This window comes from Janthinobacterium sp. GW823-FHT01H08 (assembly GCF_058797855.1).
In genome coordinates this window covers 1,683,418-1,708,340 of record NZ_CM179504.1, presented here as the reverse complement: position 1 = coordinate 1,708,340, position 24,923 = coordinate 1,683,418, and the positions used below count along the sequence as shown (strand labels likewise).

The window sequence follows — 24,923 nt, the reverse complement described above, 5'->3', positions numbered from 1 at the left end:
CCGGTCATGCGTTCAGTACAGGCGGCGCAGCGAGGAAATACGCTTGTCGAGCGTCGTGTTCAGCACTTCATACTTGCCCGGTCCCATGCGCTCGCAGCTGCCGTTGAACTGCGAGTCCGTGCAGACTTCCCAAGTACCCTCGTTGATGGCGAGGGATGCGGCCTGGTCGTTGAAGTTCAGGCGCACCAGGTCGCTGACGTCGCGGTTCACCTGCAGCCCTGGTCCCTTCAGGAAAGCGCGGCCATACAGCACCACCAGGCCCTCGTCATTTTGCGGACGATTCTCTTCGCGCGGATCGACCAGGCGCGCCGACGACACGCGTCCATTCAGGCTGCCCAGGTCATCATGGCCGCCAGGCCCGAACACGCGGCAGCTGCCACGGTAGTTGGAATCGCTGCACAACTGCCAGTAGCCATATTCGACGCGCGCGCTGCTGGCGCGGTCGTTGAAGCTGATGTCGACCAGGTCGTCGCGGTCCGAGTTCACGCCGGCCGACGCGCCGCGCTGGCCGCCGTCGGCGAACAACTCCAGCGCCGCGCGGCGTCCACCGCCGCTGCCGCTGCCGCTGCCCTGCCCGGCGCCGGTTTCCCGCACAGACGAGATTTTATCGTTCATGCCCGGCATCGAGCGGTAGTCGCCCCGTTCCAGGGTCTTGCAATCGCCCTTGAAATCGGCATGCGTGCACACTTCCCAGCTGCCCGAATCGACCTGGATGCTCGAGACAGTGTCATTGAAATTAACGCGCGACAAGTCGTCCGTCGTATCGCGCAAGACGACTACGCGCCCCTTGAAATTGTCATCGGTGTACAGGCGGATCTCGCCGGCCTGCGCCGCGAGGTGGACAAACAGCGAACTGGCACACAGCAGAGCAAAGGCGAACGGGCGATTCATGGGGCGGTCTCCGGTGGCGGCAAAAGTGTAAGTGATCGACATGACAACTGATGTCAGTGTAGCCATCCACAGAAAAAACGGTGTAACAAAGTATGCGAAAAGCACAATAAATTGTTACCAAAAGCAATAACAGGCCCCTGCGGGCCTGTTATTGCCACTTCGCGTACTGCCTGCCCCGCGTCAGCGCACTTCGCGCACCGACGAGATGCGGTTGCTCATGCGTTCAAGGCTCGCGTACTCGCCCGGCGCCAAGGTACGGCAGCGGCCACGGAAGCCAACGTCTTCGCACACTTCCCAATAGCCGGAGCGCACGCGCACGCTTTGCACCGTGTCATTGAAATCGCGCTCGCGCAAATCGGCGGAAGCGTTGCTCACGCTCAAGCTGCGGCCGGCAAAATCGTCGCGCGTATAAAAGGTCAGCTCGCCGCCCAGCGAGCGCCCGGGCAAATGGCCGCGCTCGCGGTCACGGTCACGGCGGCCGTCCCAGTCGCGTCCCCGGTCGCGCTCACCGTCACGGTCGCGGCCCCGATGGCCGTCCCAGCCGCCGCGCACTTCGCGCAGCGACGTGATCTTGTTGGCCTGGCCATCCAGTGACGGATACTCGCCCGTCTCGAGCAGGAAGCAGGCGCCGCGGAAATCGGCGTCCTCGCACGCTTCCCAGCGGCCCGAGCGCACGCGGATGCTTTGTGTCGTGTCGTTGAAACGCAGATCTTCAAGGTCGGCGACGGCGTCGCGCACGGTCTGCGAGCGGCCGTGATAATCGTCGCGCGAATACAGGGTCAGTTCGCCGGCGCCGGCCAGTTCGGCCGTCATGGCGGCGCCCAGCAACAGGGCGCAGTTCAGGGTATGTCTCAGCATGGTCTTGCTCCATAGTCAGGGTACTGCGGTTGACTATTTGGTCATTTTGCCAAATAGAGCGCGCAGTCTATCCGCGACTGGCCCACTTAGCTGTAACAAATGATTACCGTGCCGGTCCGGCCGCCGGGGCGCCCCGGCGGACAAGCACGGCGAATGCCGGTAGAATCTTGTGTTTAGTCAAGCTTGCCGCCCATGCCACACACTACCTCGTTCACCCTGCCCGCCATCCGCAATGAAGTCTCGTCGCTGTGGAAGCTGGCCTGGCCCATCCTGATCGGCCAGCTGGCCACCGTCGGCATGGGCGCGGCCGACGTGGCGATGACGGGACATACGAATCCCGAGGAACTGGCGGCCGTGTCGCTGGGCGCGGCCATCTGGTCCATCGTACTGGTGACGGTGAGCGGCATCATGATGGCGATCAATACCCTCGTGGCGCATGAAATCGGCGCGGCGCGCCACGACCGCGTGCCGCACATCGTGCGCCAGTCGCTGTGGAAGGCGCTGCTCGTCGGCCTGGTCGCATGCCTGCTGACGAACATGGCGGCGCTGGTGTTCGACCACCTGATGCTCGAACCGGCCGTGGCGTCCAAGGCCAAGCTGTTCGTGCACATCATCAGCTGCGCGCTGCCGCCGTTCGCCGCCTACCGCGCGCTGTACGGCTACAGCACCAGCATCAACCAGACCAAGCCCGTGATGGTCATCGCGCTGGCCGCGCTGGCGCTGAATATTTTCGTCAACTACCTGCTGATCTACGGCCACTGGGGCATGCCGAAACTGGGCGGCGTCGGCTGCGCCGTGGCCACCACCTGCTGCGTGTGGATGATGCTGCTGGCCATGCTGGCGTGGATCCGGATCGCGCCCGCCTACCACGCCACGTATCCGTTCACGCACTGGGAATGGCCGCAACTGTCGTCGATCGGTCCCATGCTGCGCCTGGGCCTGCCCATCGGCGTCACGTATTTTGCCGAAGTGAGCGCCTTTGGCGTCATCAGCCTGCTGGTGGCGCGCTTCGGCGTGATCCAGGTGTCGGCGCACCAGATCGCCCTCAATTTCTCGTCCGTCGTCTTCATGGTGCCGCTCACCTTCGGCATCGCGCTGGTCACGCGCGTGGGCCATGCCGTGGGCGAAGCCAATCTGCGCCGCGCGCGCTTCATTTCGTGGGTGGGCGTGGCCATGTCGCTGACGGCGGCCATCGTCTCGGCCACCGTCATCACCATCTTCCGCCACCAGATTGCGCAAGCCTACACATCCGACCCGCAGGTGCAGGAACTGTGCGCGCAACTGCTGCTGTTCGCCGCCCTGTTCCAGCTGTCCGACGCGACGCAGGTGGCCACTTCCTGCGCCATCCGCGGCTACAAGGTGACGCGCCAGCCGATGCTGATCCAGCTGCTGGCCTTCTGGGGCTTCTCGCTGCCGATCGGCTATGTGCTGGGCCTGGCGCCGCAAGGCTTCATCTGGTCGCCGGCCGAACCGATGGCCGCCGCCGGCTTCTGGATCGGCCTGGTCACGGGCCTGACGGTGGCCGCCGTGCTGCTGACCTGGTACTTGAACCGTTTGTCGCTGCAGCGCCTGCGCGCAGCCTGAGACAAGGAGCACCCCATGCCGCAACCACGCCCCTTCAAGCAAGTCGATGTCTTCAGCAGCGTGCCGTTCCTCGGCAATCCGCTGGCCGTGGTGCTCGACGCGAATGGCCTCGACGACGCGCAGATGCAGGCCATCGCGCGCTGGACGGGCCTGTCGGAAACCACCTTCGTGCTGGCGCCGCGCGACCCGGCGGCCGATTACCGCGTGCGGATTTTTTCCCCCGAGATGGAATTCCCGTTCGCCGGCCACCCGACCCTGGGCACGGCGCACGCCCTGCTTGATGCGGGCATGCGGCCCAAGGGCACGCGCATCGTGCAGGAATGCGGCGTCGGCCTGGTACAGATAGAACGGGGCGCCGGCGGCATGCTGGCGTTCAAGGCGCCGCCCTGCGCCACGCGCGCGCTCGCCCCGGCGCTGCTGCCGCTGCTGCAAACAGCGCTGGGCGGAGAACTGGCCGCGGGCGCCACCGTCGCCGACATGGGCATCCGCTGGCTGTGCGTGCCGCTGGCCAGCGCCGCCGCCTGCCTGGCCGTGCGCGCCGACATCGCCGCGCTGACGCCATTGCTGGCCACCGCCGGCGCCGACGGCCTGGCGCTGTACGGCCCGCACGCGGCGGACGGGCCGGCCGACTACGAAGTGCGCGCGCTGCTCAGCGAACACGGCGCGCTGGTGGAAGACCCCGTCACGGGCAGCGCCAACGCCTGTATCGCGCAGCTGCTGGCGGGCAGCGACTACACGGTCCGCCAGGGCACGTGTCTGCAGCGCGACGGCCGCGTGTCCATCAGTTTCCGCGCTGGTCACGCCTGGATAGGCGGCGCATGCCTGACGGTAATCGAAGGCACGATATTGGCCTGAACGGGGCAAAGCGCCATGGAATGGGCGGCTGCTGGACATTTTTGACGAAGTAAATACGGCCATGAACGGTTTATTCCGTGGCTGGCGCTATCGCATAAACAGGCACGCTCTGGTATCGTCTTACGCTTAGGCAACGCTCAAGCTCGCCTGTACATGCAGTGCCCTTCTTCTTCCAACTACCGAGACATCCATGCGTTTTATTCTTTGTTTTCTGGCCGCGATGGCCAGCGTTCCCGCATCGGCTGAAAAGCTGACCCTGGAACGCATCCACGCCGATCCGGCGCTGGCCGGCCCCGGCGTGCGCAACCTGAAGGTCTCGCCCGACGGCGAGCGCGTCACGTTCCTGCGCGGCCGCGCCGACAACCAGTTCCAGCTCGACCTGTGGGAATTCAAGCTCAAGGACAAGAGCACGCACCGCCTGGTCGACTCGAAGGCACTGGTGCCGAATGAAACGATTTCGCCCGAAGAGCAGGCGCGCCGCGAACGCGAGCGCACGGCCAGCCTGAACGGTATTCTCAGCTACAGCTGGTCGCCGGACGGCAAGCAGCTGCTGGTGCCGCTGGGCGGCAATCTCTACCTGGTCGACGCGGCCCACCCGGACAAGGCACGCCTGGTCGCCAAGGGCAATGTGCTCGATCCGAAAATCTCGCCGAAAGGCCGCTACGTGTCGTTTGTGCGCGATCAAAACATCCATGTGATCGACCTCAAGACGGACAAGGAACGCCAGCTGACGACCGACGGCAAGGGCACGATCCGCAACGGCGAAGCCGAATTCGTGGCGCAGGAAGAAATGGGCCAGCGCACCGGCTACTACTGGGCGCCCGACGATTCCGCCATCGCCTATAAACGCTATGACGAAGCGCCCGTGCCCGTCGTGCGCCGCTTTGAAATCTTCGCCGACCGCACCGACGTCGTGGAACAGCGCTACCCGGCCGCGGGCGACCCGAACGTGCTGGTGCAGCTGCTGATCGTCTCGCCGGAAACGGGCGTGCAGCGCCAGGTGGACTTGGGCACGAACCCGGACATCTACCTGGTGCGCGCCGACTGGAGCGCGGACGGCAAATCGCTCGTCTACCAGCGCCAGTCGCGCGACCAGAAGACCCTGGACCTGGTCGCCGTCGATGCCACGACGTTGGCGCAGCGCACCCTGCTGACGGAAACGTCGACAACCTGGGTCAGCATCCATGACGACCTGCGCTTCCTGTCGAACGGCACCTTCCTGTGGTCGTCCGAGCGCACGGGCCGCAACCATCTGTACCTGTACGATATGAGCGGCAAGCTGCTGCACCCCGTCACTTCCGGCGAGTGGGGCATCGACAGCGTGCTGGCCGTGAACCAGAAGACCGGTAAAGTGTTCGTGTCGTCGAACCGCGACGCCGTGATCGACAAGCAGACCTACGCCCTGGCCCTCGACGGCAGCACGGCCGACAAGCCGCAGCGCGTGACGAAAGCGGACGGCTGGCACGACACGACGTTCTCGCGCAATGGCGAAGTCTTCGTCGACACGTATTCCGACCCGGCCACGCCGCCGCAGGTCAGCATCCGCCGCCCGGACGGCGCCATGGTGGGCTGGCTGGAAGAAAACGCGCTCAACGCCAGCCACCCGTACTTCAAGTACAAGGCCGACCACCTGCCGACGGAGTACGGCACCCTGAAGGCCAACGATGGCCAGACCCTGCACTATTCGATCGTCAAGCCATCGAACTTCGATGCGGGCAAGCGCTATCCCGTCTACCTGTCGACGTACGGCGGCCCGCACTCGCAGCACGTGGCGCGCCGCTGGGGCAACAACTTCGACCAGTACATGGCGCAGCAGGGCTTTGTCGTCTTCCGCCTCGATAACCGGGGCTCGTCGCGCCGCGAGCGCGCGTTCACGGACGCCATCTATCACAAGCTGGGCGCGGCCGAAGTGGCGGACCAGCTGGTCGGCATCGACTGGCTGGGCAAGCAAAGCTTCGTCGATCCTAAACGCATCGGCGTGTTCGGCTGGAGCTACGGCGGCTTCATGACCCTGCGTTTGCTGTCGGCCGCGTCCGACAAGATCGCCATGGGCGTGTCGGTGGCGCCCGTGACCGACTGGTCGCTGTACGACACCCACTACACGGAACAATTCCTCGGCATGCCGAAGGAAAACGTGGACGGCTACAAGGCCAGCACCGTGTTCGCCCACCTCGACGGCCTGAAGTCGCCGCTGCTGCTGGTGCACGGCATGGCCGACGACAACGTCTTGTTCAGCAACAGCACGCGACTGATCGACGCGCTGGTCAACCGCGGCGTGCAATTCGACCTGATGACGTATCCAGGTGCCAAGCACGGCATCTCGTCGCGCGCGGGCCAGCGCCACGTGTACAAGAAAATCGAGCTGTTCTTCAAGCAGAACCTGATGCAGCCAGCACAGTAAGCTTGCGCTGCATCAAATAAAAAACCGCCGCCTGTCTTGCGACAGGCGGCGGTTTTTTATGCTGGAGCAGAAATTATGGCTTGCGGGTCACAGTTTCGACTGCATCCTTGACGTCGCCAACTTTCTTCTGCACTTTGCCTTCCACCTGGTTTGCCAGGCCCTTGGCTTGCTGTTCTTCGCTGCCGACGACTTTGCCAGCGGCTTCCTGGATTTTACCGCCGACTTCCTTCAGTTTACCTTCGACTTGATCTTTGTTCATGATAAATCCTCACTGTAGTTGGTACATCTGTTGTCCAGCCCAAAGGGCCGGTACTGCGGCTCACACGCCGTTGCAAACTGCTTGCTGCGTGTCGATGTATCCATAGTACGCCCGAGGCCGCAAAAACTATGTACGGTTCCTAACACATGCCCAAATTCATACAAAATGCGTCCATCAGGCTGGCTTGCGCCAGACGGTGGCCAGCCACGGCTGCTGTTCGCGCGGCAAGCCCGGCGGACGGTAGTATTGCTCGACCAGGGTAAAACCGGCCGCCTGCACGTAGGCGGCCCAGGTCGTTTCGTCGTGGTAGCTGCCGTAGCGCGCGCCATTCCAGCCTTCCTCGTTCTGCCCGCGCGGGTTCGAGCTGAACAGCACGCCGCCCGGTTTCAGGCACGCGTACAAAGCGCGCAGCACGCCGGGCAAGGCGGCGCTGGGCACGTGGAACAGTACGGCATTGGCGAACACGCCGTCGAAGTGTGCGGCGGGCAGGTCGAGGTCGACGAAATCCTGCTGCCACACGGTGCAGCCGCTGTAGGCGCGCGCCATCCCGACGAAACGGGAGCAGCCGTCGACGCCCGTCGCGTGGTGCCCCAGGGCCGTGAACGCCTTCAGGTCGCGGCCGGGGCCGCAACCGAGGTCGAGGATGGCCAGCGGCGCGGGCTTGCCGATGGCGTTCAGCAGCGCACCGATGTTCTGGCTGACGTCGTGATCGCGAGTGCCTTCGAAAAACTGCTCGGCGCTGGCGTCGTAATGGGCCAGAGTGCGGCCCGTGATGGCGTGGATGGGATCTTGCGGTGGGGTCGGCTTCATGGCGCTCCAATCAGTAATCACGCCATTTTACGGTGCCGGCGCGCTGCGCGCCGGCACCGCTTATGCCTACCAGACGCGCACGCGCTGTTCCGGCGCCAGGTACAGCTGCTGCCCCGGCTTGACGTCGAAGGCCGGATACCAGGCGTCGAGGTTGCGCACGGTGGCGGCGCGGTATTGCGCCGGCGCATGGCCATCCGTGAGGATTTGCTGGCGCGCCGCCGCTTCGCGCGCCTTGCTGCGCCAGCTGACGCCATAGCCGACGAAGAACTCGCGGTCCGCCCCCGGCTGCGCCGGCTTGCCCTGCTGCGACAGGGTGAACGCGTCATAGGCCGCCGCCACGCCGGCCAGGTCGGCCAGGTTTTCGCTCAGGGTCAGCTGGCCATTCACGGCCAGGTCGGGGAACGGTTTGTAGGCGGCGAACTGTTCCACCAATTGCTTGGATGCCGCCTGGAAATGCGCCAGGTCGGCCGGCGTCCACCAGTCGCGCAGCTTGCCTTGGGCGTCGAACTGCGCGCCCTGATCGTCGAAGCTGTGGCTGATTTCGTGGCCGATGGTGGCGCCGATGCCGCCATAGTTGGCCGCATCGGATGCTTGCGGGTCAAAGAATGGCGGCTGGAGGATGGCGGCGGGGAAATTGAGCGCATTTTGCAGCGGCAGGTTGACGGCGTTGACCAGCTGCGCCGGCATGGCCCAGGCCTTGCGGTCGGGCGACTGGCCCAGCTTGGCCAGTTCCTGCTGGTAATGAAACTGTTCCGCCCGCTGCACATTGCCCAGCGCATCGCCGCGCACCACGCGCAAGCCCGCATAGCTTTCCCACTGTTCGGGGTAGCCCACGCCCACATACAAGGTCTTGAGTTTTTCCTGCGCCTGCGCCTTGGTGGCCGGCGCCATCCAGTCCAGCTTGTCGATGCGGCGCGAGAAGGCGGCGACGATATTCGTCACCATATCTTGCACGCGGGCTTTCGATTCCGGCGGGAAATAGCGTTCCACGTACAGCTTGCCGACGGCGTCGCTCAGGGCCGCATTCGTCGCGGCCAGCGCCCGCTTGCTGCGCAGCGACTGCTGCGGCGTGCCGCTCAGGGCGCTGCCATAGAAGGCGAAGCGCTGGTCGGCGGCCGCCTTCGGCAAGATCGTGCTGAAATGGTTGACCGCGTGGAAGGCGAGGAAATCTTTCCACGTGGCCAGCGGCACGCTCGCCGCCAGCGCGGCGCTGCCCGTCATGGCCGTCGGATGCCAGACGATGAAATCGTTCTGCCGGCCCAGCCCTGCCGCTTCGAAGAAGGCTTTCCAGTCCAGGCCAGGCGCCTTGCTGGCGAAGTCGGCGGCGCGCCAGGCATTATTGCCCTTGGCGACATCGGCCGAATCCTCGCGGCTGGCGTGACTTGCGGCAATTTGCTGTTCCAGCGCAAACACGCGCGCGGCGCGGGCCGGCGCATCGCGGTAGCCGGCCTGCTGGAGCATGGCGGCAATATGCGCCTGGTAGCCTGCGCGCAAGCCCTGCATGCGCGCGCTGTCGCTCTGGTAGAACGCGCGGTCGGGCAAGCCCAGCCCGCCCTGCAGCAGGTAGGCCACATTGCGCGTGGTGTCGTTCAAGTCTTGCGCGACCCACAGGCCGAACAGGTTTTCCGTATAAAAATTGGTGGCGTTGAGCGGGTCGACGTCGGCGCGCAGGCTCTCGCCCAGCGCGCGGGCCAGCCCTGCCTGGTCGCGTATGCCGTCGATCTTCTTGAGCAGCGGCTTGATCGGCGCCCAGCCTTTCGCTTCGATAGCCGCTTCATCCATCCAGGAACGGTAAAAATCGCTGACCTGGCGCGCCGATGCATCCGCCTGCGGCGCCGCCGCCAGACCTTCGACGAGGCCGATGATGCGCTCGTTGGTGGCGTTGGCGAGGATGGCGAACGAGCCCCAGCTGCTGCGGTCGGCGGGAATTTCCGTGCTGCGCAGCCAGTCGCCATTCACGTAATCGTAGAAATCGTCGCCGGGCAAGGCCTTCGCGGCAGCGGGGGCGGCGGCGCTGGCGGCCCCTTGCTGGCCATGCGCCCGGGCAGGCAAACCGGTCAGCGAAACGCCGGCCAGGGCGAGGATGATGGCAGCCTGGACTGGCGTCCGGGAGCAGGAAAAACGCAAACCGTGCATGGCGATCCTTTCGATGTAATAGCCAAAATCATAACCTGAAAATCCTGCCTTTTTGGGGCGAAAAAGCATCCCCTAACTTTTTTGCATGCGGACAAAAAATCGGCATATAGTGGCACGACCGCATCCCGTACCGCACGAACGCCAAGGAGATTGCCATGCAACTGGAAGCGCTGTTCCAGCATCCCCACGCCCTGCCTGCCGCCCCGAAGATCGTCGATGAACTGGTGCGCAGTTTCGACAACCCCGCCATCGCCACCGAAGACATCGCGCGCAAGCTGGGAGCGGACCCGGCCTTGAGCGCCAAGCTGCTGCGGCTGGCCAACTCGGCCTATTACCATGTGTCGCGCAGCATCGGCACGGTGGAAGATGCCGTGCTGATGCTCGGTTTTGTGACCGTGCGCACCCTCGTCATCAGCTCGGGCCTCGTCAGCGGTTTCAAAGCCGTGCCGGGCCTGAATTTGCCGCAGTTCTGGCGCTACAGCCTGCACAGCGCCGTATCTGCCCGCTGGATCGCGAAGCAGACGGGCGACAACCAGGATCTGGCTTTCACCATCGGCATGATGCATGCGATCGGACAACTGGTGATCCATGCCGCCATGCCCGAGCAAGCAATGCAGCTCGACAAGATCGCCCCGCCGCTCGACGCGCGCCGGCTCGACGCGGAGCGGGTGTCGCTGGGCTACGATTATGCGCAGGTGGGCGCCGAACTGGCGCGCCGCTGGAAGTTTCCGCCCGCCTTTGCCGAGGCCATCGCCGCCTTCCCCGCTCCGCTGGCCAAGCCACCATTGAACCGCCTGGCCGCCATCATCCACCTGGCCGCCTGGCGCGCGCGCATCGATGAAAACCAGCTGAGCAATGAAGAAATCATCGCCTGCTATCCCAACGCGGTGGCCGAAGCGCTCGGTTTGCCGCCCTCCGTGCTGGTCGACAGGATGCCGCCGCTTGCCGAACTGAGCGCGGGCCTGGAAGAACTCGTCAAGTAAGCTGGCCGTTGCCCGCATCGCCAACCGAGCAGGCATGCGGGTTTGCGGGCATGCCGGCTGCCCGCAAAAAAACATCCAAATTATTTTCACTTTTTTTTCAAAAACACCCTCAAGTTCCCGTTGGACCCGCCGTTAATCTAGACAAGCGGTAATCCATTCACTAGTTACGGGTGTGCTCATGACCTCCAACGACGTTCTCTCGATGTATGAAAATATTGCAGGAATGACCAATCAAATGGTCGTGGCCGCACGTTCGAGCGACTGGGATGGCTTGGATACCCTGGAAAATCAGTGCGCCAGCGCCGCCAGCGCGACCATGACGGGCAAGGCGCCTGCCCTGGCCGGCGCCTCGCGCCTGCGCAAGATCGACTTGCTCAAGCAAATCCTGGCCAATGACCGCGAAATCCGCGCCATCACGGAACCGTGGATGACCCAGCTGTCGAACGCCATGCCAGGTTCGCGCGCCCGCATGTAAGAAGCTTGCCGCGCCAGAAACGACAAAAGCACCCGCGGGTGCTTTTTTTACGTCTGCGCCATGCGAGGGAGCGCCATCTGCGGCGCTCAAAAAGGCAAGGCGGGGGAATTTGGAAGGCGAGCCCCAGGTATCTCCTGGCGTCGCCTCGCTGCCGGTTGCATCCGGCGTTCGCGAGCACATCGTCGGCATCGCGAACCGCTTCCAGACCCAGGCGTTTATGCAACGCTACACCTGGTTTGCCGCGCCACACTATCGTTGGTGACTGCGCCAGGCTGGGGCTGTTTTGTCGTAGAGCAAGTCCACTGAATTCATCATAGCACCATCTTTAAGAAACAGGCAACGTGCTTGGCAAGCGTTTCCATGTATTTTTTCAATATCTTTTTTTATATCAAATTGTGGTGCGGCCTTGCGGCAGCGCCTTGCGGCAGCATTAACGCGAGAACGGCTCCGGTTCCGCTTCCGGTTCGGCCGCCGCCCCTTCTTCCACCGCCTCCGTCAAGACGGGCACATCCTTCTTCCTGCGGCCGAACGGCTTGCGCAGCAAGACCCAGTATTTCGACGGCGCGCCCGGACCCGCCGCTTGCCTGCGCTTGCGCACGATGTACACGATGAGCGCCGTCAGCAGCAGGAAGACCAGGGTGCCGATACCGAGCCACAGCATGCCGCCCGATTTCTTTTCCTTGTCGGCAGCCGGCGCCGCGTGCAGGGGTTTCGGTTTCGCATGGGGCGCTTCCGCCACGGCTGGCGCGGCGGCGGGCGGCACGACGGCTGCAGGCAGGGCCAGCGCCTTTTGCAAGACGCCGATCTTGCCTTCCAGTTCGCCCAGCTTTTCAGTCAGGGCCGTATTTTTCTCGTCCAGCCCCACGCACGCTGCTGCCTGCCCCGTCTCCGCCTGCGGCGCGCAGGCGGCCACGGGCGCTGCGGCACGGCGCGGCAGCGCGGGGGCGGCCAGTTTGGGTGCGGCGGGCGGCGGCACGAACACGCGCGCCGGACGCACGAGGCCCTCGGCCCGCGCGCGGGCCGCCAGCGCGGCGGCGTCGGGCGACGGCGCGACGGGTACGGCGCGTGGCAACGGCACAGGCGTGGAGACCGGCGCGGGCAACGGAATAGCTGGCCGGACTGGCGCACTGGCGGGTACGGCGGCGGGCGGCGCCGGCGTCAGCCACAAGGTAGCCAGACGCACGACGGCGCCACTGCCATTGCCCAGCAATAAATACAGGTGCACATGCCCCGCCTGGATCGCTTGCCGCGTGGCCACGCGCACATAATGGCGTCCACCGCGCTCAAACGGACTGATCGTCAAGGTTTGCAGGGCAGGATCCATGCCGATGCCGCCACCGCGGTACACATCGGGCGAAGCCAGGCGCACGGTCACGCCATTGGCCTCATCGGGCACCAGGGCCGTCAATTCGATCTCGGCCTGCAGGGGCTGGCCCATGTGCGACAGGACGGCCATGTCGCCCAGTTCGGCCGCCATGACGGGCGGCAAGGCCAGGCTGGCGGCGGCGCACGCGATCAAAGACCAACGGGGAAGGATGCTGCTCTGCATGGACTGATCGCTTTGATAACAGGATAAATAATGGGGGCTCGCCTGTCTTTAACGGCAGGAAATCACAAAAATATAGATGGGTCAGGGTAAAAATGATGCAATACAGCATCATCCTGTGCCTTTTTGACGTCTGGAGTACACTCGATCCACCTCCATCGATGAAAGGGATGTCATGAGTAGCAGAATCGAACGCGACAGTTTCGGCCCGATCGACGTACCCGCCGACCGGCTTTGGGGAGCGCAAACGCAGCGCTCGCTCGAGCATTTCCATATCTCCACGGAAAAGATGCCGCCCGAACTGATCGCCGCCCTGGCCACCGTCAAGCGCGCGGCCGCCCACGTCAACCTAGACCTGGGATTATTGGATGGCAAGAAAGCCATCGCCATCACGCAGGCGGCCGACGAAGTGCTGGCTGGCAAGCATGACGCAGAATTCCCGCTGGCCGTCTGGCAAACGGGGTCCGGCACGCAAAGCAATATGAACATGAACGAAGTGCTGGCCAACCGCGGTTCCGAGCTGATCGGCGGCTTGCGTGGCGCCGAGCGCCTGCTGCACCCGAACGACGACGTCAACCTGGGCCAGTCCTCGAACGACATTTTCCCCACCGCCATCCATGTGGCGGCCGCGCTGGCCGTCGCCAACACGGTCTTGCCGCCGCTGCGCCAGCTGCGCGCCACCCTGGACGCGAAAGCCACGGAATTTGCCGACATCGTCAAGATCGGCCGCACCCATTTGCAGGACGCGACGCCGCTGACCCTGGGCCAGGAATTTTCCGGCTACGTGGCGCAGCTGGACTTTGCCGAGCACATCATCACGGCAGCGTTGCCGCCGCTGCTGCAGCTGGCCGCTGGCGGCACGGCCGTGGGCACCGGATTGAATGCCCATGTGGAATTTGCCGGCCGCATCGCCGCCGAACTGGCGCGCCTGACGGGCCAGCCGTTCGAAACGGCCAGCAACAAGTTTGCCGCCCTGGCCGCCCACGATGCCTTGGTCGCCGCCCATGGCGCCTTCAAAACCCTGGCCACGGCCCTGATGAAAATCGCCAACGACGTGCGCTGGATGGCGTCCGGCCCCCGTTCCGGCCTCGGCGAAATCACGATCCCCGAAAACGAGCCGGGCAGCTCCATCATGCCGGGCAAGGTCAATCCCACCCAGTGCGAAGCGCTGACCATGCTGTGCTGCCAGGTCTTCGGCAACGATGTGGCCATCACGGTGGGCGGCGCCTCGGGCAATTTCGAGTTGAACGTCTTCAAGCCCTTGATTGCACACAACTTCCTGCAAAGCGCGCGCCTGCTCGGCGACGGCATGCGCAGCTTCGACGAGCATTGCGCCCACGGCATCGCGCCGAACCACGCACGCATCGCCGAACTGATGGAACGCTCCTTGATGCTGGTCACGGCGCTGGCGCCGCACATCGGCTATGACAAGGCGGCGCAAATCGCCAAGCAAGCCCAGCACGAAGGCACGACCTTAAAGGAAGCGGCGCTGGCCCTGGGCTTTGTGACGGAAGAGCAATTCGGCGCATGGATCGTGCCGCTGGAGATGACGCGGCCCAACAAAAGCTGACTTACACCCTGCATTGCTGGCGGCTTCAGGTAAACTATGGATTAGTTGAGGTCGTCATCAAGTGTTGAAAACACATCATTGCAATAAGGGATACAATGCAAAAAGTAAGCTTTGATTTAACATCCGAGTTCGTCGAGCTGAACCAGCTGCTGAAGCTGGTCGGCTTGTGCGACAGTGGTGGCGCAGGCAAGGTCATGGTCGATAGCGGCGTGGTAAAGGTCGATGGCAAGAAGGAATTGCGCAAGACCGCCAAGATCCGCGCCGGCCAGGTCGTCAGCGTGGGCGATATCCGTATCACGGTCGTCGCTCCCGTTTGATGCCGGCATGGGGCGCGAAAGCGGCCCCATGCGTACAGCCAGCACTCCTGCCAGCCCGGCTGCCCAAGTCAAGCTGCGACACGTCGTTATTGTCAGATAAATATCGATTGCAGAAGGGAAGCGCCATGGACCATCCCGAACAAGGTACGCGCAGCCAGGAACGCCTGATCGGCGACTTGCGCCAGGTAATAGAAAACGCGGAAGAATTACTGCGTAACACAGACAAATACACCAGCAGCCTGTACCAGAGCGCGCGCGCCAGGCTGCAACTGGCCCTCGTCGCGGCCACGGCCGAACTGGCCCGCTTTGAAGAAGAGCAAGTCACGCGCATGATGGACGCCACCCTGGCCGCGAATGCCCTGTACCGCGATCAGACGGGCGAAGCGCGCCTGCTGCGCGCCTTCGAATAAACCGTCACGCTGCCAGGACCGCATGCGCCAGCCACTGGCGCAGGTGCGCGGTCAGGTCGAAGGCCGGGTCCAGCTCGAACGCCGCATCGAGCGCGGCGCCGAACGTTTGCCCCTGCTGCAGGGCTTGCAAGGCGGCATGCGCAGCCGCATCGAGCACCAGCAACTGCGCTTTCCAGCGCGGCCGGCAGACCAGCGCCCAGCTCGCCACCTGCAGATCTTGCGGAAACATCCCCGAACCGTCCTCCTCCTGATGCGCCTGCCACAAGGCCGCCACCTGCCAGTCGGACGCGAGCAAGGTGTAAGCGGGATGCAAGGTAAAACGCCGCGCTTCCAGCTGATCGGGATGCAGGGCGGCCAGCGACTCGGGCGCCAGCGCTTGCGCATCGGCCGCGTAATGGGCCAGGTGCAAGGCCCATTCCAGGCGCGCCATGTCCGGCAGGTAGGGCAATGCGGCCACGGGCGGGAAAGCCGTCAGAAAATCGGCGAAACGGGCGCCAAACTGGTTCAAATCAGCGCTATCGGATGGCATCTGCCGACCATACGCGCGTGCCAGGCCGCCAAAGAAATCCTCGCCCACCAGCGCCAGCACGACGGGATAGGCGTGGCCCAGGGTACGGCGCCAGGTGGCGCTCAAGTTGCCGCGGTACAGCGCGAAACGCTGCGGCACCGCCTCGCCCGCGAACGATGGCAATGTTGCCCCGGTATCGAGCAAGGCTATGGCAAATGCCTGCTGGCCAGCGACCAGCGCGTCAAGCGACGCGGGTAGCGGCGCGGACGGCGGCGACGCTGCCTGCCATGATGGCGTTTGCGGCGCATGGCGCGCCAGCATGGCTTGCGCCTTGTCCGCTTCGCCCAACAGGATATCGAGCGGCGGCAAATCCGTGTCCCATTCGACGAGGGTGGGAATGGCGCCAAAGCGTTGCAAGGCGGCCGCATATAGCTCCCAGACGGGATCGGCCACGGCGGCGCCATGGTGGTCGATCACGGCGTGCGGCGTCAGCAGATGGCCGCCCAGGTGCAGTTCCCCCACGCTGCCCGGCGCGATGGCTTGCATCGCAAGCATGGCGTCCTCGCCGTGGTTGCACTGGTTCACATACAGGTTATTGATATCGAGCAGCAGCCCGCAACCGCTGCGGCGCGCCAGTTCCGCCAGGAATTGCGCCTCGCTCATGGCATCGTCGGCAAAACGCAGGCAAGTGGAGACATTCTCCAGCAAGATCGGCCTTTTCAGCACATCCTGCACCCTCCCCACTCTTGCACACAGTAAATCGAGGGCGGCGCCATTCAAGGCCAGCGGCAACAGATCGTTGAGTTGCTGCTGCGCCACGGCGCCCCAGCACAAGTGCTCCGACACGAGGGCTGGCTCGATGCGCTCGACCACGGTGCGCACGCGCTGCAAATGGGTCTCGGAAAAGCCCTGCGCGGAACCCAGGCCGAGGCCCACCCCATGCAGGCTGATGGGGTAATCCTGACGCAGAGTCTGCAGCACATGGTTATCCCAGCCCGACGGCTGCAGATAATTTTCAGTGTGCACTTCCAGCCAGCCGACCTTGGGCCGGCGCGCCAGAAAGTCGCGGTAGTGCGCGGCGCGCAGGCCGACGCCGGCATTCGCCTGAATGGGCGGCGGCATGGGCAGGCGGCGGACGCTTACGGCTGCGTGGCCGGCTTTGCCGTCTTGCCGGCCTTGATGGGCTTGACGGAACCGCCCGCCTGTTCGCACGTCCCCTTGGCAACATACGCCCATTCCGTGGGCAGGTTGTCCGCCTCCGCCTGGCCCGCGCAGGAATGCGCGCCATCGGACGAAGCGCAATCGTTCTGCCCGGCCTTGGCCACGCCATAGCATTTTTCCTTGTCGCCTGGGGCGGGGCCATCGTGGGCGGCCGCATTGACGGAAGTACCGGCACAGAGGCCCGCGAGGGCGGCGGCGATGAGAGCTTGACGTTTGTTCATGGGGATTCCTCTTGCATGGGTCAAAGTAAAGTGGGAACGCCCCGGGCTGCACGATGGACAACGCGAGGTGATGGACGTCATTCTACTGAATCGGCCGGGTCATGGCGAACGGAGACGGGAGGAAGGCGAAAAGGATGGCGAAACGACAGACAAAAACGCCCACGCGCCACCGTCGATGACGGTGGTGTGGGCGTATCTATGGCGAGCGCCGGACTGGCGCCGCGGGACCGCGCTCAGGCTGTCGTGTTGATGCGGTTACCGAGATGAGCCGGCAGACTTGGCGCCGATTGTACCGGCGGCAACGCTGCCAGCAAGGCGGTGGCGGTCGAGCTTTGGATATCCTGGGCTTTTTTCAGGACAGTCAAGCCAACGGCTTGCCGCGTGCCTGTCTCCGCCATCGTGGTTGACAGTTGAGCAATGCTTCCGACGTCCATACGTTTCTCCAATGAGGTTCTACTCTTGTTAACGGATGCCGCCGGCAAACCTTTAGCTTATTTTTCCAGCCTGTGCAGCAACCAGGCCAGCACGTGCTCGCGGGCATTCAAGTCCAGCCATTGCACGCCCTCGCGCAAGTCGGCCGGCGCCGGACTGTCGGAGGCGACGGCGATCACATGCGGGTCATGCGGATACAGGGGCGCCTGCCCTACTTCCGGACGGAACACTTCCAGCTTGGGAATGGGGTCCGTCTTGAAACCCTCGACCAGGGTCAGGTCTGCCGGCCCCATGCGGGCCAATTGCTGCGCCAGGCTCGGCTCGGGAGCCCCGCGCAGCTCATGCACGATGGCAAAACGATACGGCGACGCCACCAGCACCTCCGCCGCCCCCGCCATGCGCAGGCGGGCGCTGTCTTTTTGCGGCGGTTCCAGCGCCAGGTCATGGTGGCTGTGCTTGACCAGGTTGACGCGCAAGCCGCGCGCCGCCAGTTCCTTCACCACAAATTCCAGCAGGGTCGTCTTGCCGCTGCCGGAACGGCCGATCACACCGAGTACCGGGTGTGGGGGCATCGCATCGTGCATGGTCACTCCTTGATTGAGAAGGAATGATTATACGCAGCCCCACGGGCGCGACCGCCGGCGCAGACCCGGCGCATCGTCCAGCTCTTCACCCAAGTCACGCGACTCCAGGTTTTTCCCCATTCCCGTCGGCAAGAGGCGCCGGCTTGCCGCCCTGCCGACGGCGCCGGCCCGACGACTTCGGCGCTGCCGCGCCCGCCGTTTTACCCGCAGCTTTGCCCGCTGTTTTGCCCGCTGCTTTGCCATTTAGCGCATGTGCATTCCTGGCCGTGCGCGCCAATTGCCGGTGGGCGGCGATCGCGCCCGCCTCGGCATCGGACTGGAAGGGGACGGCGGCAGCGGAGGCCAGCTCGCCATCAGACTGGCCAGCGGGCGGCGGCGGGGCGAAATCCTGCGCCCGCACTTCGGCCTCCCAGGCGGCGCGCTGCGCCACGACAGCGGCGGGCACGGCGGGCGCCACGCGGCCTTGCGCCAGGGTCAGCACGGCACCCAGGCCGCTGGCGGCCGCCACGCGCGCGCCCATCTGGGGCAAGCTGCCATCGGCGGCGCGGCAAAAACGCTGCAGGATGGTTTTGATGATCGACGTGTGATCGTATACCTCGTGGCTGACGCTGCCCGGCGCGATCAGCGGCGACACCAGCAGCATGGGCACGCGTACGCCGTACTGACGAAACGCAGGGTCGTCGTCGACGGCGGGGCCAGGCGGCACATGGTCGAAAAAGCCGCCGTGCTCGTCATAACTGAGGATCAGCAAGGTGCGCGCCCAGGCGGGGCCGCGCGACAGGGCCTGGTAGACCTGCGCCACCAGCGCCTGGCCGGCGCGGATGTCGGCCGGCGGGTGGTCGTCGTTTTCAAAGAAATGCGGATCGATCCAACTGACCGAGGGCAAGGCGCCCGCCAGCGCATCGCCGATGAAGCCATAGCGGCGCGCGCTCGAGCCGAACGGTTCGTACAGCTCGGACGAACGGTAATGGTCGTCCGTCAGCGCCAGGCTCCAGGGCTTCCAGGCGGAATAAAATTTCCAGCTGACCTGGGCGCGGTCGAGGTGGCGCACGAAGGATTTGTTCGTGTACAGGGGCACGCGCTTGCTGTCGCGGCTGCCGGCCGCCTTGCCGCTGATCGCATACAGGCGGTTGGGCCAGGTGGCGCCAGGAACGGAGCTGTAGCAGCGGTCGCAGACGCAGAACTGCTGTGCCAGGAAATCGTACATGGGCAGGTCGGCCCCATTGTAATAGCCCATTGCCAGGTCGATGTCGGGGTCGCCCGGATGCGTTTGCGCATAGTCGTCGACAAAGCCGCCATTATTGTTTTGCAATTGCTGCGCCACCGACGTGCCCGTATGCGACGGGTCTTGCTGCGGGCCAAAGGCCGTGCGCCGCAAATGGTGCACGGGATAGCGGACACCCGCATGCACGTTGGCATGGCTGGCCTGCAAGCCATCGATATCGGCGCGCCCGCCTTCGAGGCTCAGGTAGCCAAGCATGTGATCAAAGGAACGGTTTTCCATCATCAGCACGACGATATGATCGATGCGCGCCAGGTTACCCAGGCCATGCGCATCAAAAGCACCCTCACCAGCTGCGGCAGCAATCATCGGAACTCCCCGGCCGCGCACACGGTCGCAGCGACCCTGGTTCGACCAGGCCAAACCAGTATGGTTCAGCTATGGGGGCCCGGCCTTGATGCACAACAACTCAATACGGCACGCGGTAGCGGTAACCCTTGAAACTGAAGATGGCCGCTTTCGGCTGCAATTTTTCCAGTACCAGGCCGGGCGCCAGCTCCTCGCCTTCATGGCGCAGGACCTTGTCGATCAGCAACAGGCGGTCCGCCGGATTCTTCGAATAGATATAGCCGCCGATGGCAATCGGCGGGATTTGCCGCTGTATCGGCTCGGGCAGGTCGCGCATGCCGGGCACTGCATCTTCGGCTGCGGGCGGGGGCACGGCCGGAGCCGGAGCCGGGACGACGGGAAGCGCCTGGCCTGGCGTTTCCTGCTTCGGTTCCGCCACAGGCCTGGCATGGTGCACGGGTGCGGCCGTGGCCGCTGGCGGCACGGGCGTGACTTGCGTGACGGGGGCCGGCGCGGATACAGGTACAGGGACAGGTACAGGGACTGCCGGCGGGACGATTGCCGGCAGCGGCGCGGGCACAGCCTGGGCCAGCACCGCAGGAGCGGCCGCAGGTGCAGCCGTGCCTGCCTGCCAGGGCTGCCAGAACAGCAGGGCGGCGGCCACGGCCACCGTCACGCCGCCCAGCGCCAGCCAGACGGGCGCGCGCCGCCCAGCGCCGGACGCGGCCGCATCGTGCAGCTGCACTTGCGGTGCGTGGATCGAGGGCAATTCGCCCAGTTGGCGCTCGGCCTGCGATTTTTTCAGTGCTTCAAGTATGTAGGACATCTTATTTCCCCGCCACCATCGCCGTCGCAGCGGGCGCCGCCACGGCAGGAGCCGCGCTGCTCAGGCGCGGCTCCGCATTGTCACCCAGCTGCATCAGGCGTATATATGTTTTCGGGCCCGCCAGGCCATCGGCCCGCAGGTTCTGGCTTTGCTGGAAAGCGCGCAGCTGGCTTTGCATCTCGGCATCGAGCGGCAGATTGGCGGCCGGCGCCGGCAAGCCCCGCTGTTGCGCCAGCCGCTGCGCCAGCCAATCCACGTCGGCGCCGCGCGCGCCCAGCGGGACTTCGTCGCGCCAGCTGCGCGGAGCGCGCCAGAAGGTCGTGAAGCTGCCATCGCTGCGCTGCGCCAGCTGAGCCAGCGGCAGGCTTTGCTGTTTGCCATCAAGCATCAAGGTGGCGGTATCATCGTGCAGACGCGTCAACAGCGCCAGCTGTTCCGTGCCACCCGCATCGCGCAAGGCCAGCATGGCGGGACGGTCCAGCACGCGCAGCTCGGCGATGCCGCCCCGGCTGTGCAGGCAGCGCAGGCCGGCGCGGGCGCCCGCCTGGCAGGCGTCGCCGGCCGGCAACTGCTCGCCCCACAGGCTGGCCAGCTGGCGCAGCACGGCGTTGCGGTCCGGCACGCTGGCGGTCGCGGGCGCGGGAACAGGTGCGGCAGCGGGCACCGCCGGCGCCACCGCGACGGGTGCTTTCGCCACGGCCACTGTGGCAGGCGTGCGTGGCATGAAATGCCAGGCCAGCGCGGCCGTGACCACGGCCCCGGCCAGCACGCCGCCGGCCACGTGCGGCCAGCGCAGGCCCCGTCCGGCAGCCGGCTTGCCCTCTTCCGCAAACACTTCCTCGGCGGCACGGCGCAATATCTGGCGCGTCACCTGCGGCTGGTTTTCCACGTAAGCGCCCAACAGCGCGCGGTCGCACAGCAGGTTGATACGGCGCGGCACCCCCTTGCTCAAGGCATGGATGGGCGCCATCAAACGGGGCGCGAACGGCGTCTGCGCCGTGCTGCCCGCCACGGCCAGGCGGTGGCGGACATAGCTGGCCGTCTCGTCCTCCGTCAGCGAACCGAGGTGATAACGGGCGATCACGCGCTGCGCCAGCTGCTCCAGCTCGGGCCGGGCCAGCATGGCGCGCAATTCCGGCTGGCCGATCAGGATGATCTGCAGCAGCTTGCGCTCGCTCGTCTCCAGATTGGTCAGCAAACGCAACTGCTCCAGCACGGCGGCGGACAGGTTTTGCGCTTCATCGATGATCAGCACATTGTTCTTGCCCTGCGCATGGCTGGCCAGCAGGTGCGCATTGATGGCGTCGACATAGCCTTTCACGCTGGCCACGCCGGGCGCCACGGCGATGCGGAATTCCTCGCAGATCGACAGCAGCAATTCCTCGACGGACAGTTTCGGATTGAAGATATACGCGAGCTGGCAGTTTTCCGGAATCTGCTCCATGAAGCAGCGGCACACGGTGGTCTTGCCGGCGCCGATTTCGCCCGTCAGCAGCACGAAGCCGCCGCCGCTGCCCACGCCATACAGCAAATGCGCCAGCGCTTCGCGGTGGCGTTCGCTCATGAACAGGTAGCGCGGATCGGGCGCGATCGAAAACGGCGATTGCTTGAGCTGGAAATAATGCGTGTACATGGAGACCCTGCGGATGAAACGATCAAAATGCGCGGCGGCAAGCCGAGACCCTCAGCGGGTGCGGGCGGGCGGCAACGGCTTGTATTTGGCGCAATAGACTTTCGCCTTGCTACGGAAGTAGACGATTTTACTGCCAGGCATTGAACCACGAACAGGAAAGGCAGAATTGTCGAGTTTATTGAAGCGCAGGCCCGAGGCGCCGCGGATGGCCGGCTCCAGCTTTTCCGGCGTCGCGTCCGCCACCACGCCCATGAAGACGAGGGGACTGGTGTCGTCGCTGACGATCACGTCGGTAATCGGCGCGCCCCACAAGGTGGCGTCCGTGCGGAACCAGTAGGCGCCCCCTTCATGCTTGTAGGCGGGGCCGAAGGCCGTCAGCAAATACGCATAAAAAGCCTTGTTGTCGATCTGGTCGATGCACAGCACGGCATTGCCCACCACCTGCCCGAACGTGGACGGCGCCGGCTTTTGCTGCGCCAGCACGCCGGACACGGGCAGGCCAACGGCCAGCAGGGCGAACGCCGCCAGCAGGGCCGGCGCACGCCAGGGGCGCGTCAATGAACGGCGCACGCACATGATCAGCGCTTGCGCTCTTCTTTCTTGACCTTCTTGGCTTCCTTCTTTTCCTTCATGGTCTTGGCCGGTTCTTTCTTGGCTTCTTTCTTGCTGTCCTGTGCCTTGCTCATCATCTACTCCATGCCTGGGCGGAAATGCCTGGGCCATTATGACACTCCCCCATAAAAATGCCACGTCATTTCCCCTATGCAACAGACAGACCGCACCCGGCAAGCACAGGCAGCGCATGCACTTATTTGCAAAAAGACGTTTGCATTTTTGTTTTATTATGTTTTAATACACGAAATTTATAAATAGCTATCATTTCGGTGCACTATAAGCAACGCCGGAAAGCATACAAACTGGGGACAGGACATGGGCCGGCATACGGCGGGACCATGTGTAATCGATTGACAGCCCTCGGCGGAAATAAAGAATATGATGAGAACAATGATCTTGCTGGGCGCGGCCCTGTCGCTCTGGACCGCTGGAAGCACGCATGCGGCGGGCACGGCGCCGGTTCAGAAGGCCAGCTACCAGGCGGCACCCGCCACCCTGGCCACGCGCCTGGCCAGTTTCCAGTCGCAAGACGCCAGCCTGCACGCCCCCGCTTCGCATGAACCGGGCACACATTCGCTGCTGCTGGTTACCATCGTGCTGCTGAGCCTGCGCATGCGCGCCAGAGCCACCACCAGCAGCGAAAAATTCAGTAACTGACGTGAAAACGGCCGCGCAAGGCGGCCGTTCCAGTCACACGTCAGCGCACGATCAGTGCAGGCACAGACGGCGGCGCGTCTTTTCGATCAGCGCCGCATCGTAGGGATACAGGTTCTCGATAAAGAACAATTCCGTTTCCGCCTCATCTTCCAGGCACATTTCGATCATGACCGGGCCATCGCTTTCGCGGCCCAGGAAATCCTTCGGCCAGCGGTTCTTGCGGTGCGTGCGCATCATTTCCATGCCCAGCGCGGCCAGCGGCGCCGACACACCGGCGGCCAGCGCCTCTTGCTGCCAGTCGTCCCAGTACTCGCTCTTTGCTGCCTTGTCGTTCATCATGCTCTTCCAACTCAGGTGTAAAAGCCGGACTTTACTCTTCATGGCGCCCCTTGCCAAGCATGCATGCAAGCAATACCGCATCGCCAACAACAGACCAGTTGGAAAAAATTGGCATTAAACAAGGCCAATTTCAATACCATTCACGAAACACAAAAACTCCTTTATTAACAATCGCTTGCAATCACACCCTCGGGCATGGCGCGTCATCGCGCAACGCATTTGTTAATACCACTTAAATACCTGTTGACAAGCCATCGGGGCGACAATATAGTGCCTTCAGCTTTTTCGCCGCCCGACAAATAAAAGAACCGAGACAGGCGCACTCAACCAAATGCGGGACTGCACAACATGATCGAATACATAATCGGCGTCGACGGCGGGGGAAGCGGTACCCGCGTACGCCTGGCGCGCCTCGACGGCCAGGAACTGGCACAGGGTCAAAGCGGCCCATCCGGCCTGGGACTGGGCATCGAACGGGCGTGGACCTCCGTGGCGCATGCCGTCACCCTGGCCTTCCGCACGGCCGGCCTGGAACAACCCTCCTTGCAGCGCATGGCCATCGGCCTGGGCCTGGCCGGCGTGCACAACAAGCAGTGGGCCGCCAGCTTCGTCGAACACAATCCCGGCTATGCCGCAGTCGCACTCGAATCGGATGCCCTGACCACACTGCTGGGCGCGCATGCGGGCCAGCCGGGCGCCATCGTTGCCATCGGCACCGGCAGCGTGGGCGAAGTGCTGCACGCGGACGGCAGCCGCCATGAAGTGGGCGGCTGGGGCTTTCCTTCCGGCGACGAGGCGGGCGGCGCCTGGATCGGCATGCGCGCCATCAACCATGCGCAGCAAGTGGTCGACGGCCGCGTGCCCGGCAGCGCCTTCGCCACGGCCGTCATCGACGCCTGCGGCGGCCAGCGCGACGCCATGCAAGTGTGGCTGGCCGCCGCCAGCCAGACCAATTTCGCGCAACTGGCGCGCCTGGTGCTCGAACACGCGGCCAGCAATGCCGTGGCGCGCAGCATCCTGACCGACGCGGGCCAGCAGATCGCCCTCATCGCCAGGGCGCTCGATCCGGCCGGCGCCTTGCCCGTGGCACTGTGCGGCGGCCTGGCGGCGCCCTTGTCGAGCTACCTGCCGGCGGAACTGTTGCAACTGGTCGTGCCGGCACAGGGCGACTCGGCCGCAGGCGGTCTGCGCCTGATACGCAAGCACTTGCAGGAGCAATGAC

The 24,923-nt window shown here is 64.5% G+C and carries 25 protein-coding genes; 10 read left to right on the top strand and 15 right to left on the bottom strand.

The genetic code is table 11. The annotated features are described in order from the left end of the window. Positions 1 to 12 precede the first annotated feature (12 nt). Complete coding sequence (locus AC3RCG_RS07550) at positions 13 to 891, bottom strand: beta/gamma crystallin family protein (RefSeq protein ID WP_492403742.1); 879 nt, start codon at positions 889 to 891, stop codon at positions 13 to 15. Between the two features lie 180 nt (positions 892 to 1,071). Then, entirely contained in the window at positions 1,072 to 1,749 is a 678-nt protein-coding gene (locus AC3RCG_RS07545) for a beta/gamma-crystallin (protein ID WP_083293754.1), read from the bottom strand. 192 nt (positions 1,750 to 1,941) lie between these two features. Between AC3RCG_RS07545 and AC3RCG_RS07540 the strand changes: the two genes are divergently transcribed. The 3 genes from AC3RCG_RS07540 to AC3RCG_RS07530 all read left to right on the top strand — a co-directional run bounded on the left by AC3RCG_RS07540 (position 1,942) and on the right by AC3RCG_RS07530 (position 6,589). After that, entirely contained in the window at positions 1,942 to 3,333 is a 1,392-nt protein-coding gene (locus AC3RCG_RS07540) for an MATE family efflux transporter (protein WP_492403744.1), read from the top strand. Positions 3,334 to 3,348: 15 nt separating this feature from the next. Beyond that, on the top strand, positions 3,349 to 4,188 hold the full coding sequence (locus AC3RCG_RS07535; RefSeq protein WP_409027036.1) for a PhzF family phenazine biosynthesis protein: 840 nt from the start codon (positions 3,349 to 3,351) through the stop codon (positions 4,186 to 4,188). Between the two features lie 190 nt (positions 4,189 to 4,378). Beyond that, entirely contained in the window at positions 4,379 to 6,589 is a 2,211-nt protein-coding gene (locus tag AC3RCG_RS07530) for a S9 family peptidase (protein WP_492403746.1), read from the top strand. Positions 6,590 to 6,662: 73 nt separating this feature from the next. On the opposite strand, the gene AC3RCG_RS07525 is transcribed toward AC3RCG_RS07530, so the two are convergent. From AC3RCG_RS07525 to AC3RCG_RS07515, 3 genes are all read right to left on the bottom strand, one after another. Beyond that, positions 6,663 to 6,848 carry a CsbD family protein gene (locus AC3RCG_RS07525; RefSeq protein WP_034759763.1) on the bottom strand — a complete coding sequence of 62 codons (186 nt, stop codon included), beginning with the start codon at positions 6,846 to 6,848 and terminating at the stop codon, positions 6,663 to 6,665. Between the two features lie 174 nt (positions 6,849 to 7,022). Then, positions 7,023 to 7,658, bottom strand: coding sequence for a class I SAM-dependent methyltransferase (locus AC3RCG_RS07520; protein WP_492403748.1), 636 nt, complete (start codon positions 7,656 to 7,658; stop codon positions 7,023 to 7,025). 66 nt (positions 7,659 to 7,724) lie between these two features. Continuing rightward, positions 7,725 to 9,794, bottom strand: coding sequence for a M13 family metallopeptidase (locus AC3RCG_RS07515; RefSeq protein WP_492403750.1), 2,070 nt, complete (start codon positions 9,792 to 9,794; stop codon positions 7,725 to 7,727). A 155-nt stretch (positions 9,795 to 9,949) separates the two neighbouring features. Here AC3RCG_RS07515 and AC3RCG_RS07510 point away from each other — a divergent pair, with 155 nt between their 5' ends. Together AC3RCG_RS07510 and AC3RCG_RS07505 are read left to right on the top strand one after the other, a co-directional pair. Continuing rightward, positions 9,950 to 10,777, top strand: coding sequence for an HDOD domain-containing protein (locus AC3RCG_RS07510; RefSeq protein ID WP_070221822.1), 828 nt, complete (start codon positions 9,950 to 9,952; stop codon positions 10,775 to 10,777). A gap of 178 nt (positions 10,778 to 10,955) precedes the next feature. Then, positions 10,956 to 11,252, top strand: a complete 297-nt coding sequence (locus AC3RCG_RS07505) for a flagellar protein FliT (protein ID WP_070221823.1) — start codon at positions 10,956 to 10,958, stop codon at positions 11,250 to 11,252. A gap of 430 nt (positions 11,253 to 11,682) precedes the next feature. On the opposite strand, the gene AC3RCG_RS07500 is transcribed toward AC3RCG_RS07505, so the two are convergent. Continuing rightward, positions 11,683 to 12,801, bottom strand: coding sequence for a type IV pilus assembly protein FimV (locus AC3RCG_RS07500; RefSeq protein WP_492403753.1), 1,119 nt, complete (start codon positions 12,799 to 12,801; stop codon positions 11,683 to 11,685). A 172-nt stretch (positions 12,802 to 12,973) separates the two neighbouring features. Between AC3RCG_RS07500 and fumC the strand changes: the two genes are divergently transcribed. From fumC to AC3RCG_RS07485, 3 genes are all read left to right on the top strand, one after another. After that, the gene (gene fumC, locus AC3RCG_RS07495; RefSeq protein WP_492403754.1) at positions 12,974 to 14,368 is read left to right on the top strand and encodes a class II fumarate hydratase; all 1,395 of its coding nucleotides are present in this window, start codon (positions 12,974 to 12,976) and stop codon (positions 14,366 to 14,368) included. Between the two features lie 95 nt (positions 14,369 to 14,463). Beyond that, on the top strand, positions 14,464 to 14,685 hold the full coding sequence (locus AC3RCG_RS07490) for an RNA-binding S4 domain-containing protein (RefSeq protein ID WP_035825476.1): 222 nt from the start codon (positions 14,464 to 14,466) through the stop codon (positions 14,683 to 14,685). A 125-nt stretch (positions 14,686 to 14,810) separates the two neighbouring features. Continuing rightward, positions 14,811 to 15,095 (top strand): hypothetical protein, encoded by a 285-nt coding sequence (locus tag AC3RCG_RS07485; RefSeq protein WP_070221826.1) that lies wholly within the window; start codon positions 14,811 to 14,813, stop codon positions 15,093 to 15,095. A gap of 4 nt (positions 15,096 to 15,099) precedes the next feature. On the opposite strand, the gene bufB is transcribed toward AC3RCG_RS07485, so the two are convergent. From bufB to AC3RCG_RS07445, 8 genes are all read right to left on the bottom strand, one after another. Beyond that, positions 15,100 to 16,725 carry an MNIO family bufferin maturase gene (gene bufB / locus AC3RCG_RS07480; RefSeq protein ID WP_492403757.1) on the bottom strand — a complete coding sequence of 542 codons (1,626 nt, stop codon included), beginning with the start codon at positions 16,723 to 16,725 and terminating at the stop codon, positions 15,100 to 15,102. Positions 16,726 to 16,742: 17 nt separating this feature from the next. Beyond that, on the bottom strand, positions 16,743 to 17,045 hold the full coding sequence (locus AC3RCG_RS07475; RefSeq protein WP_070221828.1) for a BufA1 family periplasmic bufferin-type metallophore: 303 nt from the start codon (positions 17,043 to 17,045) through the stop codon (positions 16,743 to 16,745). A 233-nt stretch (positions 17,046 to 17,278) separates the two neighbouring features. Then, complete coding sequence (locus AC3RCG_RS07470) at positions 17,279 to 17,479, bottom strand: YjfB family protein (protein WP_034781856.1); 201 nt, start codon at positions 17,477 to 17,479, stop codon at positions 17,279 to 17,281. A 57-nt stretch (positions 17,480 to 17,536) separates the two neighbouring features. Beyond that, positions 17,537 to 18,061 carry a molybdopterin-guanine dinucleotide biosynthesis protein B gene (mobB, locus tag AC3RCG_RS07465; RefSeq protein ID WP_070292141.1) on the bottom strand — a complete coding sequence of 175 codons (525 nt, stop codon included), beginning with the start codon at positions 18,059 to 18,061 and terminating at the stop codon, positions 17,537 to 17,539. A 94-nt stretch (positions 18,062 to 18,155) separates the two neighbouring features. Continuing rightward, positions 18,156 to 19,652 carry an alkaline phosphatase family protein gene (locus AC3RCG_RS07460; protein ID WP_492403760.1) on the bottom strand — a complete coding sequence of 499 codons (1,497 nt, stop codon included), beginning with the start codon at positions 19,650 to 19,652 and terminating at the stop codon, positions 18,156 to 18,158. A gap of 100 nt (positions 19,653 to 19,752) precedes the next feature. After that, positions 19,753 to 20,457 carry a general secretion pathway protein GspB gene (locus tag AC3RCG_RS07455; RefSeq protein ID WP_492403762.1) on the bottom strand — a complete coding sequence of 235 codons (705 nt, stop codon included), beginning with the start codon at positions 20,455 to 20,457 and terminating at the stop codon, positions 19,753 to 19,755. Position 20,458: 1 nt separating this feature from the next. Further along, positions 20,459 to 22,090, bottom strand: a complete 1,632-nt coding sequence (locus tag AC3RCG_RS07450; RefSeq protein WP_492403763.1) for an ExeA family protein — start codon at positions 22,088 to 22,090, stop codon at positions 20,459 to 20,461. Positions 22,091 to 22,141: 51 nt separating this feature from the next. Beyond that, a complete protein-coding gene (locus AC3RCG_RS07445; protein WP_492403765.1) occupies positions 22,142 to 22,666 on the bottom strand; it encodes a hypothetical protein in 525 nt (174 codons plus the stop codon). Between the two features lie 417 nt (positions 22,667 to 23,083). On the opposite strand from AC3RCG_RS07445, the gene AC3RCG_RS07440 reads away from it, so the two are divergent. Next, the gene (locus tag AC3RCG_RS07440) at positions 23,084 to 23,362 is read left to right on the top strand and encodes a hypothetical protein (RefSeq protein ID WP_139143662.1); all 279 of its coding nucleotides are present in this window, start codon (positions 23,084 to 23,086) and stop codon (positions 23,360 to 23,362) included. Between the two features lie 51 nt (positions 23,363 to 23,413). On the opposite strand, the gene AC3RCG_RS07435 is transcribed toward AC3RCG_RS07440, so the two are convergent. Continuing rightward, entirely contained in the window at positions 23,414 to 23,701 is a 288-nt protein-coding gene (locus AC3RCG_RS07435; protein WP_034759823.1) for a hypothetical protein, read from the bottom strand. A 348-nt stretch (positions 23,702 to 24,049) separates the two neighbouring features. On the opposite strand from AC3RCG_RS07435, the gene AC3RCG_RS07430 reads away from it, so the two are divergent. After that, the gene (locus AC3RCG_RS07430) at positions 24,050 to 24,922 is read left to right on the top strand and encodes a glucosamine kinase nucleotide-binding domain-containing protein (RefSeq protein WP_070292152.1); all 873 of its coding nucleotides are present in this window, start codon (positions 24,050 to 24,052) and stop codon (positions 24,920 to 24,922) included. Position 24,923: the final 1 nt, after the last annotated feature.